This window comes from Streptomyces sp. NPDC003035, from assembly GCF_042888285.1.
Taxonomy (GTDB): domain Bacteria; phylum Actinomycetota; class Actinomycetes; order Streptomycetales; family Streptomycetaceae; genus Streptomyces.
The window spans coordinates 176,208-196,256 of record NZ_JBIAPJ010000010.1 but is presented as its reverse complement, the minus strand read 5'-3'; the positions used below and the strand labels follow the sequence as shown (position 1 = coordinate 196,256).

The following is a 20,049-nucleotide window of genomic DNA, read 5'->3' as shown; positions in this document are numbered from 1 at the left end:
CCCCTATGGGGAGACCGGGGAGTTGGCGCGACGGCACGGGCACACTGACCTTCCCCGAGGGGTCGGTCGAGCTGGAGATCGCGGCCTCCTACCGGGCGCGGCGCCGCGGCCTGCTGGGTCGGGACGGCATCAAAGGCGCCCTGCTCATCACCCCGACGAACAGCGTCCACACCTTCGGCATGCGCTTCGTCATCGACGTCGCCTATCTGGACCGGTCCTTCACCGTCCTCGACGTGGTCACGATGAGGCCGGGCCGGCTCGGCATGGTCCGCCTGCGCGGCCGGCACGTGCTGGAGGCGGAGGGCGGCGCGATGGCGGGCTGGGGTCTGCGGCCCGGCGTACGGGTCACGGCGGTCCCGGACCGAGCAGAGTGAAGGCGCCGTAGCCGGCGGAGGCGAGGGCGAGCCCGGCGAGGACCAGGACGCGGTTCCGCGCCCGGAGCCGTACGAGCGCCACCGCGGCGGGCAGGAGGAGGCCGAACGCGGGCATCATCAGGCGCGGCCGGGAGCCGAAGTACGCGGCGCCGATCAGCGAGACGACCACGACCGCGATCGTGTACACGAGCAGCGGCAGGGGCTGCTCCTGCCGTACGCAGAGGACCACGAGCCATGCGAGCAGCGCGAGGGCCGCGCACAGTCCGAGGGCGGCGAGGGGCGGCAGGCCCCAGATGAAGCGGGCGAGGGCCACCCCGCCGTCGACGGAGTTCCCCCAGGCGGCCTGGACGTCGAAGTACGCGGTGGGGCTGCCCTCCCGTACACCGACGTAGACGATGTACGCGAGCCAGCCCAGCGGGGCGATCAGCACCCCGGCCACCACGCGGGCGGGCAGCTTCCGTTCGCGGACGACGGTGACGAGCGCGGTGATCCCGAGGGCGGCGATGAGCGCGACGGCGGTCGGCCGGGTGAGCCCGGCGAGCACGCAGAGCGCACCGGCGAGGATCCAGCGGTCGCGCAGCACGGCCAGGATCGACCAGGCGGCGAGGGCGGTGAAGAGCGTCTCCGTGTACGCCATCGACTGCACGAACGCGGTCGGGTACACGCCCCACAGGACGGCGAGCGCGACGCCGGCCGGCCGGCCCGCCGCGTGGCTTCCCACCGCGTAGATGCCCCAGGCGGCGGCGAGCGAGGCGGCCCAGGAGACGAGCAGGCCGGCGGTGGCGGCGTCGACGGGGAGGACGGTGGACAGGGCCCGCTCGAGCGCCGGGAAGAGGGGGAAGAAGGCGAGGTCGGAGTGGACGCTCCCGTTCGGGAGCGTGACCTGGTAGCCGTATCCGTTCTCCGCGATACGGACGTACCAGACCGCGTCCCAGCGGCCCGTCAGCCGGTGCAGCCCGTCCTTGCCCGCCACGGCGGCGGCGACGGCGAGGACCACAAGGCCGACGACGCGGGTGGCTGCGTAGCCGCCGAGGGCGGCGGCGACGGATGCGGAGGGACGGGGTCGGTCTGGGCACATGCGGTCGATTATGTCGGTGTCGCTCCCCGTCGCTCCCCGTCGCCCCCCGTCGCCCCTGGGGATCCGCCGAGGTCGCCGGGACCGACCCGCTCCCCCTCAGCCGCGGGGACGGATCCTGCCGAACCTGGCCGCCATGACCGGACCGAGTTCCTGGACGATCGCGTAACCGGGCTCGTGGGGGTGGGGAAGGTCGTTGAGGAACGAGGTGACGATCACCTCATCGACGGCGAGGATCCCGCGGCCGATCTGCTCCTCCAGGAAGTCGAGCGTGTGGCGCCAGTCGGCCGCCGTCGGATCCTCGCCGAGGAAGGAGCGCACGGTGTTCTGGACGACGTCCCAGAAGAACACGTGCGGCAGCACGTCACCCTGGCTGAAGACATGCGCGTCGAGTGCGCCGCGGAAGGCGGGAATCCGCGCCACGAGGTCGCTGACCAGCTGCACGCTCGGTGTTGTCGTCGTCATCAGCAGTCCACCTCGGGGCAGTCCTGGCGCCGGTTTGCACCAGGATGCGGCACGAGGGCGCGGGTTATCCACAGGGGATGCGAATTGCCCCTCGTTCGTGGACCGTTGTCTCCATGCGCGACTTGGCGAGACTGGCCCGCGGCGGGGTGCTCCTGACCGAGTGGGTGTACGCGGCGGGCCGGCGAGGGGGCCTGCCGGGAAGGCGGCTGCGCGAGGAGGGGTGGCAGCGGATCTGCCGGGGGGCCTGGGCCGTCCCGGGGAAGGAGGTGGACTGGAAGGTGAGGGCGCGGGCGGTCCAGCTGCTGCGTCCGGAGCTGGTGTGCAGCCATGGGACGGCGGCGGCGCTGCACCGGGTGGAGGTCCTGGGCGGACAGCGGGAGGAGGTACTGGAGTTCACGGCGTGGCGGCGGGGCGGGGGTCGTTCGGGGCGGGCGGGCTTACGGGTGCACACGACGGGCCGCCTGACCGAGGGCGACACCTGCGTCCGGGCGGGACTGCGGGTGACGAGCCCGGCCCGGACGGTGGGTGATCTCATACGGAGTTCCGGCACGCGGGAGGAGGCCGTGGTGGCGGCGGACTCGGCGCTGTCCCGCCGTACGGTCCGGGGGATACGCCGCGAGCCGCTCGTCCGGCGCGACGACCTGGCGGCCGAACTGGCCCCGGATGTGGCCCCGCGTCGCCCGGGGGCGGCGCGGGCGCGCGGTTGGCTGCCGCTGACGAACGCGGCCTCCGGCTCCCCCGCGGAGTCGGTCGCCCGCCTCCGTATGCACGACGCCGGCCTCCACCCGGAGTGCCAGCCCCTCCTGCGCTCGCGCTCGGGCCGTTCCCTCCGCCCGGACTTCTTCTTCCGCGCGGCGGGCCTGGCCATCGAGATCGAGGGTTACGCCTTCCACGGGACGCGCCACGCCCACGACCGCGACGTCCGCCGCTTCAACGACCTCGCGGACTGCCCGGGCGTGCGCCGCGTCCTCCGCTTCACGGCGGCGGACGTCTTCCACCACCCGGACCGCGTGATCGTCACGATCCGGTCGGCGCTGGGGAGCCTGGGGAGCTCGGGGGCGGGGACGGGTGAGCGCTTGGACTGATGAACGGACGCATGGATCTTCGCTCCCTTCCCTGGCACAGGCACGGGACTTCCGGCCAAGGTGTCGGGATGGATCACCACGCTGCCGCCGGGCTCCTGGTCGCTGACCGATGACGTCCTGACCGTCACGGCCGGCGCGGGGACCGACATCTTCGTGAATCCGCTGACGGGAGAGAGGAAGGAGAACGCTCCCCGGGGCTTGTTCGAACCACCGGCCGGCGACTGGCAGTTCTCGGCGCGCCTGCGCCCGGACGACGCCGTCGGCTGGAGCGTCGACGGCGACCGGCTATGGCTCCGCATCAGCCACGTCGACGGCGCCTTCACCTTCCACGCATCGGAGGACGGCCGGACGTGGCACCTGGCCCGCCAGTTCGCCCTGGGGCCGGCCGGGGACGCGACGCGTGTCGGAATCGAGGTGCAGTCCCCGGCGGGAGAGGGATGCGCCGTCGACTTCGACCACGTGGTGCTGCTGCCCGGGTCGTCACGCGGGTAGCGCGTACGCGTCATCACAGCCAGCCGCCCCAGCCGAAGGTCAGGACATACGCGCGCGTGACCGCGGCCCACCGGCGGCGCCCGCGGAAGATGACCACCATCAGGGTGAGGGCGAACCAGGCGGCAACCGCCCCACCGACGGTGAGAGCCGAGCGTGCACCGCCGAAGGCAGCGAACAGGGCCACCATGAGGACCGTCACGGCCAGCCCGACGTGGGCACCGCCGGTAGTCACTCGCAGCATCTCGCGAATGACCCGGCGGTCCTCCGCAAGAGCCCGCTCGTACGCGTTCAGTTCCCGCCCCATGAGCCCCCTCTTCTTGGCAGCCCCCCCGTTAGCTGCCGCTCGAGGTCCGGGGGAAGGAAATCTCGACGCGGCGGTTCTTGGTGCGGCCTTCCTCCGTGCTGTTGTCGGCGATGGGGTAGTCCTCGCTGTACCCACGGATGTCGAACGTCTTCCCGGGGTCGAGGCTCTTGGCCAACTCCTGCTGCACGGCGTCGGCGCGCTGCTTGGAGAGTTTGAGGCCGTGCTCGTAGCTACCGAGGTTGTCGGTGAAGCCGAAGACGCGGACCTTGCTGGAGTTCTGCTTGTTGATCTCCACGGCGATGGCGGCGATCCGGGCGGTGGCGGCGGGCCCGAGCTTGGCGCTGTCCTTGCCGAACAGCACCTCGGCCTGGAGCGCGAACGTCACGTCGACGTTGGTGTCCTCACGGCGCTGCTCACCGCCTTGCTCTTCGACGACCTGCTTGATGTCGAGGATCTTGGCGGGCGCGAGGGTGGCGCCGTCGGGAAGCATGAGCTCGGGGGAGTTCGCGTCGATGGGGGGTGGCGGGGAGGAGCTGGAGGTGGAGTTGGGGGGATCGTCGGCGAGGGCGGGGGTGGCGGTGGCGGTGGCGAGGAGGAGGACTGCGGTGAGGACGGCGATGCGGCTCGATGTCGTCATGGCTGCCTCAGGAAAGTTTGATGGTGCCGGGGTTGAAGGTGGGCAGCTGGAACGTCACCGCGGTGACGTTGGCCGCCGGCGCGGGGAACTGCATGAAGACCGGTGCCGAAGCCCCGCTGGCGAGAATGTCGAGACCCGTGGTCGTCAGTGGTCGCCCGTCCGTGTCCCGAAGGACGTAGTAGCGCTTCTTTCCTACGGAGTCCACGAGCGTGGCGCCCCCGAGGGAGTTGCCGTGCTTGATGACCTCCGTCTCGTCCCCTCGCACCTGTCCGGGAAGCACAGCCGGTTCGGAGCCCGGATTCTTGAGCGTTCCCTTGACCGTCAGAAAGCCGCCGGGGTCCCGTTGCGCCTCCGTGATTGTGAGCTCGATTCCTCCCTGCCCCTTCACCACGGCCAGCACCTCCTCAGGCTCCTCTGTCTGCGTCTCCTTGGCGCCCGTGCTTTGCTGGGGGCCAGTCGTGCTCGCGGCCGGCTTGTCCGCCTTGGGCTCGTCTTCGGCACCGCAACCAGCCACGAGGAAAGCCAAGGAGGCGAAGGCGACCACAGTGATCCCCCTGCGAGCCCTTGCTGCGTACCGAACACTCATGAACTGGGGTCCTTCGCTTCTCAGTCGGCCAGTCGAACGGTGAAAAGATCGGTGGCACTCGGGAGTCGTGGGCGGTCAGGGTCGATCGTCCAGGGGACACCGTCGCACGCGAGGCCGAGAATCGGCGGGGGTTCCTCTTCCTCACCCGCATCAGGGGCTGGGCTCTCCGAGGGGACGGGGAGGTCCGGAGCGTCAAAGGTGCAGAGCGGCTCGATCACCGCCTTGGCCTTCGCCGTGGCGTGCCGATTCTCCGTACCAGGAATCACCGATCCGCCGACCGTGTTCAAGGTGCGAACCTCCACCCGGAAACCCTCCTCGCCGAAGGGGAGGGGAACGCAGCGCTCACCCCATAGTTCCGAGTCGTTCTTGGCCGCAAAGGAGGCCGCTTGCTGACATGCGGCGTCCTGTCCGTAGCCCCGACCGTCGAGGAAGTCGCCCCACTTCGCAGGGTCGAGGATGACTTCCATCCAGCCATCCCGAAGCTGATCACGAGCATCCTGGGCAGCCGCTAGGGCAGCGGCGTCAGCCGCTGTCTGCGCTCCGTTGCGGCTGGCAGCCGCTTGCCCCACCGCGAAGTAGGCGAGCGCGAGAAAGAGCAGGCCCGCCACCACCGTGATGTAGATGGGGAATGCCTGGCCCACATCCCGGCGTCCGCGCATCAGCCCTACTTGGTCAGGGTGGCAATCTTCGTTGTGATCGCGTTCTTGATCGTGTTGCCGATATCCGTGCCGGTGATCGCGATCACGATCGCCACCACCACCACGATGATCCCCAGATACTCCACCGCCGTCTGCCCCCGGTCCCCCGACCTCCCCCGGACCCAGCCGCCGAAGCGCACCTTCGCCTTCGTCACGGCCCTCAGCATGACGTCGCCCATGGTGGTCCCCTCCGGATTCGTGCGTCCCCGTGCCCATGCCGATCTCGGCCCGCGCACGGTACGCCCCCACCCCCTCCTCCCCACAGGGCCCGTAGGCCCAAACCCGGGCCCACTTCACGGCGTCGTCCTCGTGCCGAGCCAGACCGCTATCGCCTCGCTGCGCGTCGTGCTGTGGAGCTTCGCGAAGATGCGGTTGATGTGGTTCTTGACCGTCTTCTCGCTGATGAAGCAGGTGTCGGCGATCTGTCGATTGCTCAGGCCCGACGCGATCAAGTCCATCACCTCCCCCTCCCTCACACTCAGTCCGAACCGTGCCACATCCGATTGCACCTGCGAAGCCCTTCCGCGAAATTCCCATGAATTCGAGACGTTTGGCCTCGCCCCACCATGTGCAGTCGCACCCCGCATCACCCCCAGCACCGCGTTCGCCGCCGTCGGTGTGAAGCGGGCCCGGCCGGATGCCACGTCGTGGACCGCCGTCAGCAGTTCCTCCGACGTGAACTCGCCGTGCACCAGGTATCCGCCCGCCCCCAGCCGCAGCGCCTCCCGGACGATCTCGCTCGCCCCGCTGTACGTCAGCATCAGCACCGGCGCCAGGCGGACCAGGTGCGGCAGGGCCGTCAGGCCGTCGACCACCGGCATGCGGACGTCCAGGAGCACCACGTCCGGGCGGTGGTGTTCCGTCAGGGTCACCGCCGTGCCGCCGTCGGGGGCCTCGGCGACGACCCGGAGGCCCGTGTCGGGGCCGCCGAGCAGGGACCGCAGGCCCGCCCGTACCACCGGGTTGTCGTCCGCGACGACCACCGTGACCGTCACCGTCCCACCCCCTCGACCGGCAGCTCCAGGCGGACCTCCGTGCCCTTCGCCGCGCCGCCCCGCCCGATCCGCAGCCGCGCGCCCACCCCCGCCGCCCGCTCCACCATGCCCACCAGGCCGAAGTGGCCCGTCCTGCGCAGCCCGTCCAGCGTCGTGCCCGGGGGCAGGCCGCGGCCGTCGTCGTACACGCTGATGCGGAGCAGGCCCGCGTCGACGCCGGCCGAGACCTCGACGCGCGACGGCCGGGCGTGCCGGCCCGCGTTCTCCATGGCCTCCGAGGCGATCGTCAGCAACTGCCGCGCCACCGCGTACGGAACCGGGGGTACGGATCCGGGACCGGCACCCCGGTAGCGGGCCTCGATGCCCGAGCGGCGCGCGAAGTCCCGTACACGATCGGTAAGTTCCGAGGCGAGATCGACCTCGGTCGGGGCGGCGTACGACTGTCTCCGCAGGTCCCCCAGCAGCTCCCGCGACTCCGCCGCCGCCCTCCGCGCCGAGCGCGCCACCACCCGCGCCTGCCGGCGTGGGTCCGGCGACACCGCCAGGGCGTCCGCCGCCAGCGCCAGGCCGTGCAGCGTCTTCGCCACCGAGTCGTGCATGTCGCGGGCGAGGCGGGCCCGTTCCTCCGCCACCGCCTGGGCGACAGCGAGCGCCCGCGTCGCCGCGCCGAAGCGGAGCAACAGGTTTCTGAGCGTCACCCCGAACGCGCCCGTGATCACACACAGGCCGGGGAGCAGGGTCGCCTCGCCCACGCCCGCCGCATGGATCGCCGGATGGATCGCCGCATGGATCGCCAGCAGGATCAGCGACTGGAGGCAGGCGAAGAACGCCGCGCCGCGCCAGCTGTAGGCGAGACCCGCGAGCAGGGGCGTGCAGACGCTGACGTACCCCAGGGTGCTCTGTGGGCCGGCCGTGACGAGGAGCAGCGAGCCGAAGAGGGTGTCGGCGGCGAGCAGCGCCGGGTGTCGGAGCAGCAGCGGGCCGAACCGTTCCCAGTCCCGGAACATCGCGTACGAGCCCATGAACGTGACGAGCACGGCGGCTCCGACGAGCCAGGTCGCGAGGCCGTCCGCCGCCCCGAGCAGGGCCACCGGGCTCGCCAGGGCGATCATCGCGAGCCGGAAGCCGAAGACCTGCCGGCACACCGCCTGGAGGGCGTTCACCTCGACGTTCACGGACGAAGGCAGGGGCACGGGGCTCACTCCCCCGTGATCGAGCCGAAGTCCGTCCCCGTCCCCAGGAACAGCCCCGCCCCGAGCAGGATCATCGTCGCCGGGACCATCAGCGTCGTGATCACCATCGTCGCCTTGGGGACCGCCTTCGCCGCCTTCCTCCGGGCGTTCTGCGCGTCCGTCCGCCGCATGTCGTTGGCGATCTGGATCAGCGTGTCGACGATCGGCGCGCCGAGTTCCTCGCCCTGCTGCAGCGCCGTGACGAACTGGGCCACCTGCTCGCTGTCGTTCCGCCGGCGCAGTTCGTCGAAGGCCTGTCGGCGGCTCACGCCCATGTCCATCTGGCGCAGGGTGATCCTGAGTTCGTCGGACCAGGGGCCCTCGTACCGGTCGGCCACCCGGTCGAGCGCCTGCCGGAAGCCGAGCCCGGCCGACACCACCACCGCCAGCACGTCGAGGAAGTCCGGCAGGGTCCGCTCGATCTGGTCCTTGCGGATGCGGATCGCGGACCAGATGCCGACCTCGGTCCAGAAGGCCCCGAAGGCGAAAAGCAGCAGCGCGACCACCACATCGCCGTTGGAGAGCATGACGAGACCGCCGAGGCCCCCGAGGAATCCGTAGACCGCGCGCCGGGCTCCGTACCGGTCGATGGTCAGGCCGCCGGGGTTGCCCGCCAGGTCGATCCGGCGCCGGACGGCGTTGACCCGCTTGGGTCCCATCAGCCGCAGCACGGCGGCGGAGTAGCGCATGCCGAGCCGGTCCACGGCGGAGTCGACGGCTCCGGTGCGGGTGGAGCCGACCTCCAGAGCGAGCTGGAGGTCGCCGGGGAGTTTGGCGTCCGCGCGGTAGAGGCGGATGCCGTAGAAGATCCCGGCGACGGAGACCCCGGCGATCAGCGCGAGCAGCAGGTCCAGGTGCGGCAGGTGAGCCATGTGCGTCCAGCCCCTCAGACGTCGATCTTCGAGAAGCGGCGGATGACGGCGAAGCCGACCACGTACAGCGCGCACGCGGCGACGACGGCGAACTGACCGAGGCCCGAGCCGGTCATCCGGTCCAGGGCGCCCGGCTGCATGTTGTCGATCAGGAGCAGGGAGCCGATGCCGATGACCGGGACCGTGTACGCCGTCATGCTGACCTGCGACAGCTGTGTACGGACCTCCCTGCGGGTCTCCTTCCGCTCCTCCAGCGTCTCCGTGAGGTTGCGCAGGGAGGTGACGACCGTGCCGCCCGCCTTGTTGGCGAGGACGAGGGTGGTGACGAGGACGACCAGCTCGCGGGAGGGGAGGCGTTCGGCGAGTTCGCCGAGGGCGTCGTCGATGGAGGTGCCGACCGCGAGCTGCTGGGCGACCTTCTCCAGTTCGTCGCCGGCCGGTGCCTCCATCTCGTCGGCGGCCATGCTGAGCGCCATCCGCAGCGCGAGTCCGGCCTGGGTGGCGTTGGCGAGGATGCGGGAGAGCTCGGGGAGCTGGTTGATGAACTTCTCGATCCGCTTCTGCCGCTGCCAGTTGAGGAAGCCCAGGGCCGCCCACACGCCGAGGAAGCCGCAGATCGGGCCGAAGAACGGCGAGAGGGCGGCCTGCCCGACGGCCCACAGGGCGGCCACGGTGGCCGCCATGGCGACGACGAACTCTCCCGGGGTCAGGTCGAGGCCGGTGGCGGAGATGCGCAGTTCCAGCTTCCGTCCGAACGCGGTGCGCCGGAGGCGCCGGTCGATGGCCCGGAAGCGGCGCCTGCGGCGGCCCGTCCTCTCCGGTTCGCCGGTCTGGGTCAGCCGGGCGACCAGGGCGGCGCGCTGGGCGGCTCCGCTCGCGTACGTGTGGACGCCGAGCACGCCGAGGACGCAGCAGAGCAGCGCGACGCCGGTCACCAGCCAGGTCAGGTCGGTCATGGACGTCCCCTACTTCGCTTCTCGGGTGGCGAGCTGCTCGTCGGTCGCGGCGACGCCGAAGGCCTGAGGGATCGGCTGGCCCGCCATGTAGAGCCGGTCGGCGACCCGTCGGGGCAGCGGGTGGTACTCGTAAACGCCGTACACCCGTCCGTCGGCGGCGAGCGGCTCGGCGCGGAAGCGGCAGACGGTGGCGAGGGTGAAGCGTTCGCGGCCGTTCGACGCCAGGATGGCTATCTCGGTGATGCGGCGCGTGCCGTCGGCGTGCCGGGTCAGCTGGACGAGGACGTCGACGGCGCTGTTGATCTGGTCCCTGAGCGCCTCGAAGGGGACCTTGACCTCGGACATCGAGGCAAGGGTCTGGAGCCGCGTCAGGGCGTCCTCGGCCGAGTTGGCGTGGACGGTGGCGAGCGAGCCGTCGTGTCCGGTGGACATCGCCTGGAGCATGTCGAGGGTCTCGCCGCCGCGGACCTCGCCGACGATGATGCGGTCGGGGCGCATGCGCAGGGAGTTGCGGACGAGGTCGCGGATGGTGACCTGGCCGCGGCCCTCGATGTTCGGTGGGCGGCTCTCCAGGCGGATGACATGGGACTGCTGGAGCTGGAGTTCGGCCGAGTCCTCGATGGTGATGACCCGCTCGCCCTCCGGGATCAGGCCGGACAGCGCGTTGAGGAGCGTGGTCTTCCCGGTGCCGGTCGCGCCGGAGACGATCACGTTGAACTTCGCCTGGACGAGGCCCGCGAGCAGGAACAGCATGTGCTCGTCGAGCGAGCCGAGGCCGATCATCTCCCGCAGGGTGTACGCGCGGGGGAAGCGGCGGATCGTCAGCGTCGCCCCGGTCAGCGAGAGCGGCGGGATGATCACGTTGACGCGCTCGCCGGACGGCAGCCGGGCGTCGACCATCGGATTCGACTCGTCCACCCGCCGGTTGACGGTGGAGACGATGCGCTCGATGGTCTGCATCAGCTGCTCGTGGGAGGCGAAGCGGAGCGGCAGCAGCTCGACCCGGCCCGCCCGCTCGATGAAGATCTGGTCGGGGCCGTTGACCATGATCTCGGTGATGGAGGCGTCTTCGAGGAGGGGCTCCAGGACGCCGAGTCCGAGCGCCTCGTCGACGACGCGGCGGATCAGCTGGGCCCGTTCGACGGTGGAGAGGACGGGGCCCTCGCGGCTGATGATGTGGCCGAGGACGCGTTCGAGGCGGGCGCGCCGCTCGGCGGCGGCGAGGGCCGACATCTCGGTGAGGTCGATCTCCTCCAGGAGCTTGGCGCGGAAGGACGCCACGAGGTGGCCGTCCTCGCGGCCTCCCGGGCCGTTCTCCTCGGGGGTGCTGATACGGGCCCGCAGGCTCATGACGCGTTCTCCGGACTCATGACTCGCCCTCCGGGCTCCGGACTCATGACTCGTCCTCCTCGGGCAGGGGCAGGGTGGCGCTCTTCCTCACCTGTCCGAAGTCCCAGAAGGGGACGACGGACGGGATCCGTACGGTGACCGTCGCCACCGCCTCGTCGCCCCCGGCGTCGACGTCGACCCCGGAGCGTTCGGCGATCCAGTCGCTCATCGCGGCCCGGCCCGCCGCGCCCGGGTCGAGCGTCGTCTCGTCGTGCGTGGCGGCCCGGGCGGCCGCGCGCGCCCCCGTCCCCGCCTGCTGGGCGGCGTACGCGGCGAGTCCGAGCTGGATGCCGGCGAGGGCGACGAGCAGCAGGATCGGCAGGAACCCGAGGTATTCGACGGCGACCTGGCCGCGGTCACGTGCCTTCACGGCCGCGTCCCCCTTTCCCGTACGGCTCCGGCCTCACCGGTCACGGTGAAGGGGAAGCCGATCGCCCCGGGGAACAGCACGGGCACCTTGAGCCGTACCGTCGCCCGCACCATCTCCCCGGACGGCGCGCAGGCCACGGAGGCGCCCGCCGCCCACGCCCCCTCCAGGTGCCGCATCCCCGCGCCCTGGCAGTCGCCCTCCACCGCACCGGCCCGCACGGCCTCGTCGGCCGCGTTCCCCGCGAGCGTGAAGGTGTACCCGACCAGGACGCACTGCCACAGCAGCACCAGGGTCAGCACGATGAGCGGCACCATGCCGAGGAACTCGATCGCCACCTGCCCCTTGTCGTCCCGGTACGCCGGCATGGCTCAGCGCCCTTTCCCGCGTCGTCGCAGGCCGACCGATCCCCGGTCGTCGCCGCGCGTGAGGGCGAGCTGCCTGCCCGGGCCGCGCGGGGCGCCTCCCCGCGGGGCGCCGTCCTCCGGCGCCTGTACGAGCCCCAGTTCCCCGGCGAGCGACCACAGCGCCTGCTTCACGGTCGAGCGGGCGTCGAGCTCGTGCATCCGGCCCGCGTCGACGACGCCCTGCAGTTCCTTGAAGTTGGCGGGGACGACGACGCCCGCCATCCGTGTTCCGGTGATCTTCTGGATGAGGGCGGGCTGGATCTCGGTGGAGCGCGTGTACCGGTTCACCAGTACCGTGCTCTCCTCCGCCTTGCGGATCTGGAGGCGGTCCCACATCCGAACGATCCGCTTCGCGGCCCGTACCGCGACCACGTCGGGGGTGGTGACCAGGAGCGCCGTGTCGGCCATCTCGACGGCGACGGCGCCCGCCCCGGTCAGATAGGTACCGCAGTCGACGACCACGACGTCGTGGCGGGAGCGGAGCGCGCTGACGATCTGGCGGGCGGAGCGGTCGGAGACCTCCTCGCCGCGTTCGCCCTCGCCGGGGGCGAGGAGCAGGTCGATGCCGGTCTCGTGGGTGTAGACGGCGTCCTGCAGGACGCGCGGCGAGATGTCGTCGACGGCAGCGAGGTCGGCGACCGAGCGGCGGAACTGGACGTCGAGGTACGAGGCGATGTCGCCGCCCTGGAGGTCCATGTCGACGAGGGCGACGGTGCGTCCGGACGCCCGGGCGGCGAGGGCGAGCTGCACGGCGGTGACGGTGGTCCCGACGCCGCCCTTGGCGCCGCTGACGGTGACGACCGTTCCACCCGGCCCGGCGAGGGCGTCGGCCCCGCCGCCGAGGTGGCGGCGGACACCGATGGACCACTGGGCGGCGGCCTGGACGCGGCTGGCCAGCTCCTCGTAGCCGAGCGGGAGGGTGACCAGGCCGCGGGCTCCGGAGTCCATGGCGGCCGAGAAGAGCACGGGGCTCGCGTCGGCGGTGATGAGGACGACGCCGACGGCGGGGAAGCGGAGCGCGACCTCGCGGACCAGCTCCAGGGCCGGGACCGGGCCGATCCGTTCGTGGACGAGGACGACCTCGGGCAGCTCGTCGAGGGAGACGGCGGCCAGCCGGGCGAGGGTGTCGACCAGGTGGGTGGAGTCGGCGACGGGGGCGGCGGGCTCGGCGTCGGGGAGCTGGCTGAGCAGCGTGGTGACGGCCCGGGCCGCGTCGGGGTCCGCGACGGCCGGCAGGATCCTGGTGGTCATACCGGGCTCACTTGTCCTTGTCGAGCGTGTAGGTGCGGTCGCGCGGATCGACGGTGGGCTCGCTGCCGGGGGCCACGAGCGCGAGGCGTACGTGCTGGGCGAAGGACTCGGCGTAGGCGACGCGCTGGGTGTCGAGCGTGGAGAGCGCGAAGCTGATCGGGACGGCATCCGTGGCGCGGCCGCTCCGGTCGTCCTGGTCGCGGATGGGGGTGAGCCGGCCGACGTCCAGGACCCGGGCGTTGCTGACGATCATCTTGGACTGGGCGGGCTGCCCGTCCTTCTCGCTCTCGAAGGTGGCGTAGATGTTGACCGTGGCGCCGGCGGTGATCTTGCCGGCGACTCCGGTGGCGGCGTCGATCATGATGGCGATCTCCTGCTGGCCGGGCTGGAGGGCCGGGCGCTTGACGATCATGTCGGACTGCAGCAGGGACCCGGCCTGGAGGGTGGTGACGGCGATCTTTCCCTCGATCTGGGCGAGGTCGGTGACGGCGTTCTTCGAGAGCCATCGCTCGGGCATCGAGATCTTCTCGAACTGCCCGCTGTTCAGCGGGGCGTAGGGGTCCACTGTGTTCTTGACGCGGTACGCCGTCACCTCGGGTCCGACCTTGGAGTTGACGTCGCCGATCACCGACAGGACCCCGGCGAACGCGCCCAGGGCGCACAGGACGGACAGCAGCAGCAGGATGACGCCACGACGCTGGCGGGAGTTCATGCCGTACAACCTCGTTCGGTTCCGTGTGACTCGGTGGACAGGGGGGCGGCGGACAGGGGATCAGCGGACAGGGGAAGTGAGCGCCCGGGGTGTGGGTGTGGCCAGCGGGGCGGAGCAGAATCCGCAGCGGTCGCCGATGAGTTCCATCCGGCACCAGTGACAGGTTTCGCGCCGTACGGAGGAGACCAGGTGGTGGAGGACCGCGATGTCGGGCAGATGGGCCGCGAACTCGACCAGCCGGCCGGTGCCCCACCAGCGCGGGGAGTCGGCGGGCAGCGGGGTCTCCTGGACGCCCTGGACCTGCCATCGGGGCGCGAGGGTGCCGGTGGGCCAGTCGGTCTGCAGCTGCCCCCGGGCCAGCAGGAGCTGGGTGGCGAACTCGGGTCCGGTGGGCGGCTCGGCGCCGGGTGTGATCCGGACGAGCTGCGGGACGGGTCCGGCGAGCACGGCGAACTGCGACCCCGGCATCCAGCCCTTGAGATGGGACTTCAGGCTGACCGGTACGCGGTCGAGCTTGGCGACGGAGCCGAGGACGGCCCCGGCGTAGATGTAGTGGGCGAGCAGCCGGGCGGCCGAGGCGACGACGCCGGGGCTGAAGTCGCAGACGGACAGCTGCCGCAGCTGGCGGGCGAGCACGGCGGTGCCGAGCGGCGGCAGATCGGTCTTGACCAGGGCGATCCGGTCGCTCTCCAGGAGGGACCGTACGGCGTGCAGCCGTTGCTCCGCGGCGGTCGGCAGGGAGGTGGGGCAGACCACGATCACATGGCCGTACCGGTCGAGGAGGAGCTGCAGGTCGGCGACGGCGGAGGCGAGGGGCTGGGTCCCGGGCGCGGGCAGGACGGCGGCGGTGGGCGTCTGCTGGTCGGTCGGTGGCAGCACCAGGTCGGCACTGGTGACCGCGATCGCTGTCGGCACGTCGGGCTCCCCGTCCCCATGTCCCCATGACTCACTGCGTTCACTGCGTTACTGCACAGCGCGGTGCTTCTGCACCTTATCCACGACCTGCGGGCTGGTGAACACACAATCCGCCAAGCGCGCGGAGATTTCTGGGCCCGCGCGGCCCTTGCGCTGGGCCCGGCCGTGGGCCCCAGGGCCCAGGCCCCAACTGCCGCCTCCTGCCAGAGGTCTTGACAACGGGATTGGTCTGGACCAACTTGTTCCCCCAGCGGTGGCCACCGTTCCGTACCTCCACACCCCCGACTCCCCACCGGAGGCAGCAAGTGGACCGCACCACCACACGCGCCCGCAGATGGATCGGCGGCGCCCTCGCGCTGGCCGTCGGCTCCGGACTCGTCCTCGTCGGCGGCGCCGGCACCGCCCAGGCCGCGGACGTGAACGTGGCCAAGAACGCGGGCTTCGAGTCCGGGATCGCCAACTGGACCTGTTCCGCGGGCAGTGGCGCCGCGGTCTCCTCGCCCGTACGGACCGGATCCGGTGCCCTCAGGGCCACCCCCGCCGGCCAGGACCACGCCAAGTGCACCCAGCTCGTGACCGTGAAGCCGAACTCGACGTACAGGCTGAGCGCCTGGGTCCAGGGCGGGTACGCCTACCTGGGCGCGAGCGGCACCGGGACCGCGGACGTCTCCACCTGGACCCCCGACAGCTCCTCCTGGAAGCAGCTGACCACCACCTTCACGACCGGTGCCAGTACCACCTCGGTGACCGTCTACACCCACGGCTGGTACGGACAGGCCGCCTACCACGTCGACGACGTCTCCGTCCTCGGCCCCGACGGGGGCGGCGGCACCGACCCCGACCCGGTCGTCCCGGCCGCCCCGGCGGGCCTCGCCGCGGGCACGGTCACCTCCTCCTCCGTCGCCCTGAGCTGGAACGCGGCCTCGGGCGCGACGGGCTACAACGTGTACCGGGGCGGCACCAAGGTCCTCTCGGTGAGCGGCCCGTCCGCCACCGTGACCGGCCTGGCCGCCGACACCACGTACCAGTTCCAGGTCACCGCGACGAACGCGGCGGGCGAGTCGGCCAAGTCCGCCACCGTCTCGGCGAGGACGAGCACGGGGACGAACCCGGGCCCCGGCCCCGCCGTCCCCAAGCACGCGCTGACCGGCTACTGGCAGAACTTCGACAACGGCGCGACCGTCCAGAAGCTGCGGGACGTCCAGGCGCAGTACGACATCATCGCCGTCTCCTTCGCCGACTCGACCGCCACGCCCGGCCAGATCGTCTTCAACCTCGACCCGGCCGTCGGCTACGCCTCCGTCGCCGACTTCAAGGCGGACATCGCAGCCAAGAAGGCGGCAGGAAAGTCGGTGATCATCTCGGTCGGCGGTGAGAAGGGGAACGTCACCATCAACAGTGACGCCTCCGCGACCGCCTTCGCGAACAGCGCGTACGCCCTCATGCAGGAGTACGGCTTCAGCGGCGTCGACATCGACCTGGAGCACGGCATCAACTCCACGTACCTGACCAAGGCGCTGCGCCAGCTCTCCGCCAAGGCCGGCTCGGGGATGGTCCTGACGATGGCGCCGCAGACCATCGACATGCAGAACACCGGTACCGAGTACTTCAAGACCGCGCTGGCCGTGAAGGACATCCTCACGGTGGTCAACATGCAGTACTACAACAGCGGCTCGATGCTCGGCTGTGACGGCAGGGTGTACAGCCAGGGCTCGGTGGACTTCCTCACCGCGCTCGCCTGCATCCAGCTCCAGGGCGGCCTCGACGCCTCGCAGGTCGGCCTGGGCGTGCCCGCCTCGACCCGCGGCGCGGGCAGCGGCTACGTCGACCCGTCGATCGTGAAGAACGCGCTGGACTGCCTGACCCGCGGCACCGGCTGCGGCTCCTTCAAGCCCCCGCAGACCTGGCCGAACCTGCGCGGCGCGATGACCTGGTCGACCAACTGGGACGCGACGGCCGGCAACGCCTGGTCCAACGCGGTCGGCCCGCACGTCCACAACCTGCCGTAGGCCGTGCCCGCCCTCAGACGGGCGGACGGTTCCCCAGGTAGTAGGGGAGTACGGAGCCCAGCTCGGCCAGCCACTGGTCGAGCTGGGCCCTTCGGCGTGCGACGACCTGGCACTCGTACAGCATGCCGCCGGGATGGCGGACGGCGACCATGAGCACATGGCCGTGCGGGGCGGGGGCGAAGTGCACCGTGGCGACGCCCGCCCACGGCAGGTCCATGGTCCAGCCGTTGATCTCCAGGGACACCCCCGTCGCGTCGACGATCACGGAGTTGCGCCTGTCGTGGGCGACGAACTCCGGGCCCTCGACGTGGGCCGGCTGCGGTACGGGTATCGGGGGGCCGAAGCCCGGCGGCGGTGGCGGCATGTTCATGCGGGCAGTTCTACCAGGGCGGCTCTCTACCAGGGCAGCTCGCGCACCTGCTGGACGCACAGGACGACGAAGAGCAGCCCGGCCGCCCCGAGCATGACATTGCTGAGCGGTCCGTTGCGCCATTCGGCGGGGGTACGGGAGGAGTTGAGGAGCCGGATCAGCGTCAGCGCCAGGAACGGCATGAAGAACGCGCCGATCACCCCGTACACGATGACCAGGCCGAACGGCTGGTCCAGGAAGAGCAGCGCGATCGGCGGGAAGGTCAGCCACAGGAGGTACGCGCGGAACGGCAGCGACTTGTCGCGGGCCGTGCCGGCGGGCACGAGGGAGGGCCGGTAGTGCGTCACGAAGTCGGCGAACATCAGGCTGACGCCGTGCCAGACCCCGATGAGCGAGGTGAAGGAGGTGGCGAAGAAACCGATCAGGAAGAGCTTGGCGGTGGCGTCCCCGTACCGCTCGGCCAGCACGCCGCTGAGGTCGAGCAGCCCCTTGTCGCCCTTGGCGAGCGCGACGCCGGAGGAGTGCAGCAGCTCGGCGCCGACGAAGAGCATCGCGACGACGAAGATGCCGGTGGTGAGGTAGGCGACCCGGTTGTCGAGCCGCATCACCTTCATCCAGCCGGTGTCACGCCAGCCCTTGGCGTTGATCCAGTAGCCGTACGCCGCCAGGGTGATGGTGCCGCCGACACCGCCGATCAGGCCGAGGGTGTAGACGAGGGAGCCGTCGGGAAGGACGGGAGCCAGGCCGGCGAAGGCGTCGCCGAGGTGGGGCGTGACCCGGACCGCCAGGTAGACGGTGACCACGAACATCACGCCGACCAGCACGGTCATGACCTTCTCGAAGACGGCGTACCGGTTGAACCAGACGAAGACAAGACCGACCAGGCCGCACAGCACCGCCCAGGCCTTCAGGTCCATGACGTCGGGGAAGAGCGCGCTGAGCGGCAGGGCGCTGGAGGACATCGCCGCCGCTCCGTAGACGAAGCCCCAGACGACGACGTAACCGACGAAGTAGACGGTGGTCCATGAACCGAGGCTGCGCCAGCCGTCGAAGAGGGTGCGTCCGGTGGCCAGATGCCAGCGGCCGGCGGCCTCGGCGAGGGAGATCTTGACGAGGCAGCCGATGACGGCGGCCCAGAGGAGCGTGTAGCCGAACTTCGAGCCCGCGATCAGGGTCGCGACCAGGTCGCCGGCGCCGACACCGGTGGCCGCGACCACGATGCCGGGGCCGATGGCGCGCCAGGTGGCCTTGCGCGGGCGGGTTCCGGCGCCGCCCGTGCCCTCCTCCTGAGCTGTCTCCGCCATGTCCGACCGCCTTTCGCCCGTCCGATGTGATCTGCTGTGTGGCCCCGGTCACCAAAGCGGCTGTGGCGCGGCAGCGCAAGAGGGCAAGGCCGACTTCGGCATCTGACCGGTTCGCGGCCTTGACCAGTCCATGTCACGGTCGCACGATGTGCCCGGACACCCGCACAGCCTGTCGCACACCCCCACACTCCCCACCCAGGAGACAGCATGCGACTTCGAACCCGCGGAAGAAGGTCCGCCACGCTCGCGGCCCTTCTGGCGCTCGCCCTCGCGGCGCCGCTCTCCGCAGGCGCGTACCAGGCCGGAGCCGACTCGGAGCCGACCGCCGCCACCGAGGAAGTCATCCGCCAGTACGAGATCCACGGCCCGTCCACCGTCGCCGAGCGCACCGCGCTCGCCGCGACCGGAGTCTCGATCGACGAGGTCGACGACCACAGCGTCGTCGTCAGCGCCAACTCCGCCCAACTGCGCAAGCTCCGCGCACTCGGTCACCGCCCCGAGGCGCTGCCGGCCCCGCCCGACCGGTCGATCGCGGGCCGGGCCGTCGAGCCCTTCGACTTCCCCTCCGCCGACTCGAAGTACCACAACTACGCCGAGATGAACGCGGAGATCAACCAGCGCCTCACGCAGTACCCGGGCATCATGAACAAGCGGGTCATCGGCAAGACCTACCAGGGCCGGGACATCGTCGCCATCAAGATCAGCGACAACGTCGGCACCGACGAGGCCGAGCCCGAGGTCCTCTTCACCCACCACCAGCACGCCCGCGAGCACCTGACCGTCGAGATGGCGCTCTACCTGCTGCGCGAGCTGGGCGCGGGCTACGGCACGGACTCCCGGATCACGAACGTGGTCAACAGCCGCGAGATCTGGATCGTGCCGGACCTCAACCCGGACGGCGGCGAGTACGACATCGCCACCGGCTCCTACCGCAGCTGGCGCAAGAACCGGCAGCCCAACGCCGGTTCCAGCTACGTCGGTACGGACATGAACCGCAACTGGAACTACAAGTGGGGCTGCTGCGGCGGCTCCTCCGGCTCGTTCAGCTCCGAGACGTACCGGGGCACGGCCCCCGAGTCCGCCCCCGAGGTCAAGGTCGTCGCCGACTTCGTCCGCTCCCGGGTGGTCGGCGGCAAGCAGCAGATCAAGGCCGGCATCGACTTCCACACGTACAGCGAACTGGTCCTCTGGCCCTTCGGGTACACGACGGCCGACACCGCCCCGGGCATGACCCAGGACGACCGCGACGCGTTCGCCGCCGTCGGCCGGAAGATGGCGGCCAGCAACGGCTACACGCCCGAGCAGTCCAGCGACCTCTACGTCACGGACGGCTCGATCGACGACTACCTCTGGGGCTCGCAGAAGATCTTCGGGTACACCTTCGAGATGTATCCGGCCTCGTCCTGGAACGGCGGCTTCTACCCGCCCGACGAGGTGATCGAGCGCGAGACGAGCCGCAACAAGGACGCGGTGCTCCAGCTTCTGGAGAACGCGGACTGTATGTACCGCTCCATCGGCAAGGGCTCGCAGTACTGCACGAGCTGACGAGGCACC

At 71.0% G+C, this 20,049-nt stretch carries 24 protein-coding genes; 5 read left to right on the top strand and 19 right to left on the bottom strand.

The features are described 5' to 3' along the window. The first annotated feature begins 5 nt into the window (after positions 1 to 5). Entirely contained in the window at positions 6 to 374 is a 369-nt protein-coding gene (locus ACFYV5_RS29855) for a DUF192 domain-containing protein (protein ID WP_355105685.1), read from the top strand. On the opposite strand, the gene ACFYV5_RS29850 is transcribed toward ACFYV5_RS29855, so the two are convergent. Both ACFYV5_RS29850 and ACFYV5_RS29845 read right to left on the bottom strand, forming a co-directional pair. Beyond that, entirely contained in the window at positions 346 to 1,452 is a 1,107-nt protein-coding gene (locus ACFYV5_RS29850) for a hypothetical protein (RefSeq protein ID WP_389173465.1), read from the bottom strand. The two genes, ACFYV5_RS29855 and ACFYV5_RS29850, sit on opposite strands and share 29 nt — an antisense overlap. A gap of 96 nt (positions 1,453 to 1,548) precedes the next feature. Then, the gene (locus tag ACFYV5_RS29845; protein WP_355105681.1) at positions 1,549 to 1,914 is read right to left on the bottom strand and encodes a hypothetical protein; all 366 of its coding nucleotides are present in this window, start codon (positions 1,912 to 1,914) and stop codon (positions 1,549 to 1,551) included. A gap of 113 nt (positions 1,915 to 2,027) precedes the next feature. Here ACFYV5_RS29845 and ACFYV5_RS29840 point away from each other — a divergent pair, with 113 nt between their 5' ends. After that, on the top strand, positions 2,028 to 2,999 hold the full coding sequence (locus ACFYV5_RS29840) for an endonuclease domain-containing protein (RefSeq protein ID WP_389173463.1): 972 nt from the start codon (positions 2,028 to 2,030) through the stop codon (positions 2,997 to 2,999). Between the two features lie 60 nt (positions 3,000 to 3,059). Next, positions 3,060 to 3,491 carry a DUF1349 domain-containing protein gene (locus tag ACFYV5_RS29835; protein ID WP_389173461.1) on the top strand — a complete coding sequence of 144 codons (432 nt, stop codon included), beginning with the start codon at positions 3,060 to 3,062 and terminating at the stop codon, positions 3,489 to 3,491. Positions 3,492 to 3,504: 13 nt separating this feature from the next. Here the strand turns inward: ACFYV5_RS29835 and ACFYV5_RS29830 are convergent, their stop codons facing one another. The 15 genes from ACFYV5_RS29830 to ACFYV5_RS29760 form a co-directional block, all read right to left on the bottom strand. Next, positions 3,505 to 3,795, bottom strand: a complete 291-nt coding sequence (locus ACFYV5_RS29830) for a hypothetical protein (protein WP_389173459.1) — start codon at positions 3,793 to 3,795, stop codon at positions 3,505 to 3,507. A 28-nt stretch (positions 3,796 to 3,823) separates the two neighbouring features. Then, entirely contained in the window at positions 3,824 to 4,432 is a 609-nt protein-coding gene (locus ACFYV5_RS29825) for an OmpA family protein (RefSeq protein WP_389173457.1), read from the bottom strand. Positions 4,433 to 4,439: 7 nt separating this feature from the next. Next, the gene (locus tag ACFYV5_RS29820) at positions 4,440 to 5,018 is read right to left on the bottom strand and encodes a hypothetical protein (protein ID WP_389173455.1); all 579 of its coding nucleotides are present in this window, start codon (positions 5,016 to 5,018) and stop codon (positions 4,440 to 4,442) included. A gap of 20 nt (positions 5,019 to 5,038) precedes the next feature. Beyond that, the gene (locus ACFYV5_RS29815) at positions 5,039 to 5,677 is read right to left on the bottom strand and encodes a pilus assembly protein TadG-related protein (RefSeq protein WP_389173453.1); all 639 of its coding nucleotides are present in this window, start codon (positions 5,675 to 5,677) and stop codon (positions 5,039 to 5,041) included. A gap of 5 nt (positions 5,678 to 5,682) precedes the next feature. After that, a complete protein-coding gene (locus ACFYV5_RS29810; RefSeq protein ID WP_389173451.1) occupies positions 5,683 to 5,895 on the bottom strand; it encodes a Flp family type IVb pilin in 213 nt (70 codons plus the stop codon). A 114-nt stretch (positions 5,896 to 6,009) separates the two neighbouring features. Then, a complete protein-coding gene (locus tag ACFYV5_RS29805) occupies positions 6,010 to 6,711 on the bottom strand; it encodes a response regulator (protein WP_389173449.1) in 702 nt (233 codons plus the stop codon). Then, entirely contained in the window at positions 6,708 to 7,904 is a 1,197-nt protein-coding gene (locus ACFYV5_RS29800; RefSeq protein WP_389173447.1) for a sensor histidine kinase, read from the bottom strand. The genes ACFYV5_RS29805 and ACFYV5_RS29800 overlap by 4 nt, the downstream gene beginning before the upstream one ends. Before the next feature lie 5 nt (positions 7,905 to 7,909). Beyond that, positions 7,910 to 8,797: a DUF5936 domain-containing protein gene (locus tag ACFYV5_RS29795; protein ID WP_355105981.1), complete on the bottom strand. Its 888-nt coding sequence runs from the start codon at positions 8,795 to 8,797 to the stop codon at positions 7,910 to 7,912. Positions 8,798 to 8,829: 32 nt separating this feature from the next. Then, a complete protein-coding gene (locus tag ACFYV5_RS29790) occupies positions 8,830 to 9,771 on the bottom strand; it encodes a type II secretion system F family protein (protein WP_355105663.1) in 942 nt (313 codons plus the stop codon). Positions 9,772 to 9,780: 9 nt separating this feature from the next. Further along, positions 9,781 to 11,121, bottom strand: coding sequence for a CpaF family protein (locus ACFYV5_RS29785; protein WP_389173444.1), 1,341 nt, complete (start codon positions 11,119 to 11,121; stop codon positions 9,781 to 9,783). Positions 11,122 to 11,164: 43 nt separating this feature from the next. Further along, the gene (locus ACFYV5_RS29780; protein ID WP_389173442.1) at positions 11,165 to 11,530 is read right to left on the bottom strand and encodes a TadE family protein; all 366 of its coding nucleotides are present in this window, start codon (positions 11,528 to 11,530) and stop codon (positions 11,165 to 11,167) included. Next, positions 11,527 to 11,895: a TadE/TadG family type IV pilus assembly protein gene (locus tag ACFYV5_RS29775; RefSeq protein ID WP_389173440.1), complete on the bottom strand. Its 369-nt coding sequence runs from the start codon at positions 11,893 to 11,895 to the stop codon at positions 11,527 to 11,529. Before ACFYV5_RS29775 ends, ACFYV5_RS29780 begins: the two co-directional genes overlap by 4 nt. A gap of 3 nt (positions 11,896 to 11,898) precedes the next feature. Then, entirely contained in the window at positions 11,899 to 13,185 is a 1,287-nt protein-coding gene (locus ACFYV5_RS29770; RefSeq protein ID WP_389173438.1) for a CpaE family protein, read from the bottom strand. A gap of 7 nt (positions 13,186 to 13,192) precedes the next feature. Continuing rightward, positions 13,193 to 13,897 (bottom strand): Flp pilus assembly protein CpaB, encoded by a 705-nt coding sequence (cpaB, locus tag ACFYV5_RS29765; RefSeq protein ID WP_355105653.1) that lies wholly within the window; start codon positions 13,895 to 13,897, stop codon positions 13,193 to 13,195. A gap of 60 nt (positions 13,898 to 13,957) precedes the next feature. Further along, positions 13,958 to 14,812 carry a hypothetical protein gene (locus ACFYV5_RS29760; protein WP_389173436.1) on the bottom strand — a complete coding sequence of 285 codons (855 nt, stop codon included), beginning with the start codon at positions 14,810 to 14,812 and terminating at the stop codon, positions 13,958 to 13,960. A gap of 305 nt (positions 14,813 to 15,117) precedes the next feature. On the opposite strand from ACFYV5_RS29760, the gene ACFYV5_RS29755 reads away from it, so the two are divergent. After that, on the top strand, positions 15,118 to 16,821 hold the full coding sequence (locus tag ACFYV5_RS29755) for a chitinase (protein WP_389173434.1): 1,704 nt from the start codon (positions 15,118 to 15,120) through the stop codon (positions 16,819 to 16,821). A 13-nt stretch (positions 16,822 to 16,834) separates the two neighbouring features. On the opposite strand, the gene ACFYV5_RS29750 is transcribed toward ACFYV5_RS29755, so the two are convergent. Further along, positions 16,835 to 17,191 (bottom strand): hypothetical protein, encoded by a 357-nt coding sequence (locus tag ACFYV5_RS29750; protein WP_389173432.1) that lies wholly within the window; start codon positions 17,189 to 17,191, stop codon positions 16,835 to 16,837. Positions 17,192 to 17,217: 26 nt separating this feature from the next. Continuing rightward, positions 17,218 to 18,495 carry an Nramp family divalent metal transporter gene (locus ACFYV5_RS29745; protein WP_355105645.1) on the bottom strand — a complete coding sequence of 426 codons (1,278 nt, stop codon included), beginning with the start codon at positions 18,493 to 18,495 and terminating at the stop codon, positions 17,218 to 17,220. Positions 18,496 to 18,702: 207 nt separating this feature from the next. Between ACFYV5_RS29745 and ACFYV5_RS29740 the strand changes: the two genes are divergently transcribed. Next, positions 18,703 to 20,040: a M14 family metallopeptidase gene (locus tag ACFYV5_RS29740; RefSeq protein ID WP_355105643.1), complete on the top strand. Its 1,338-nt coding sequence runs from the start codon at positions 18,703 to 18,705 to the stop codon at positions 20,038 to 20,040. The last annotated feature ends 9 nt before the right edge of the window (positions 20,041 to 20,049 follow it).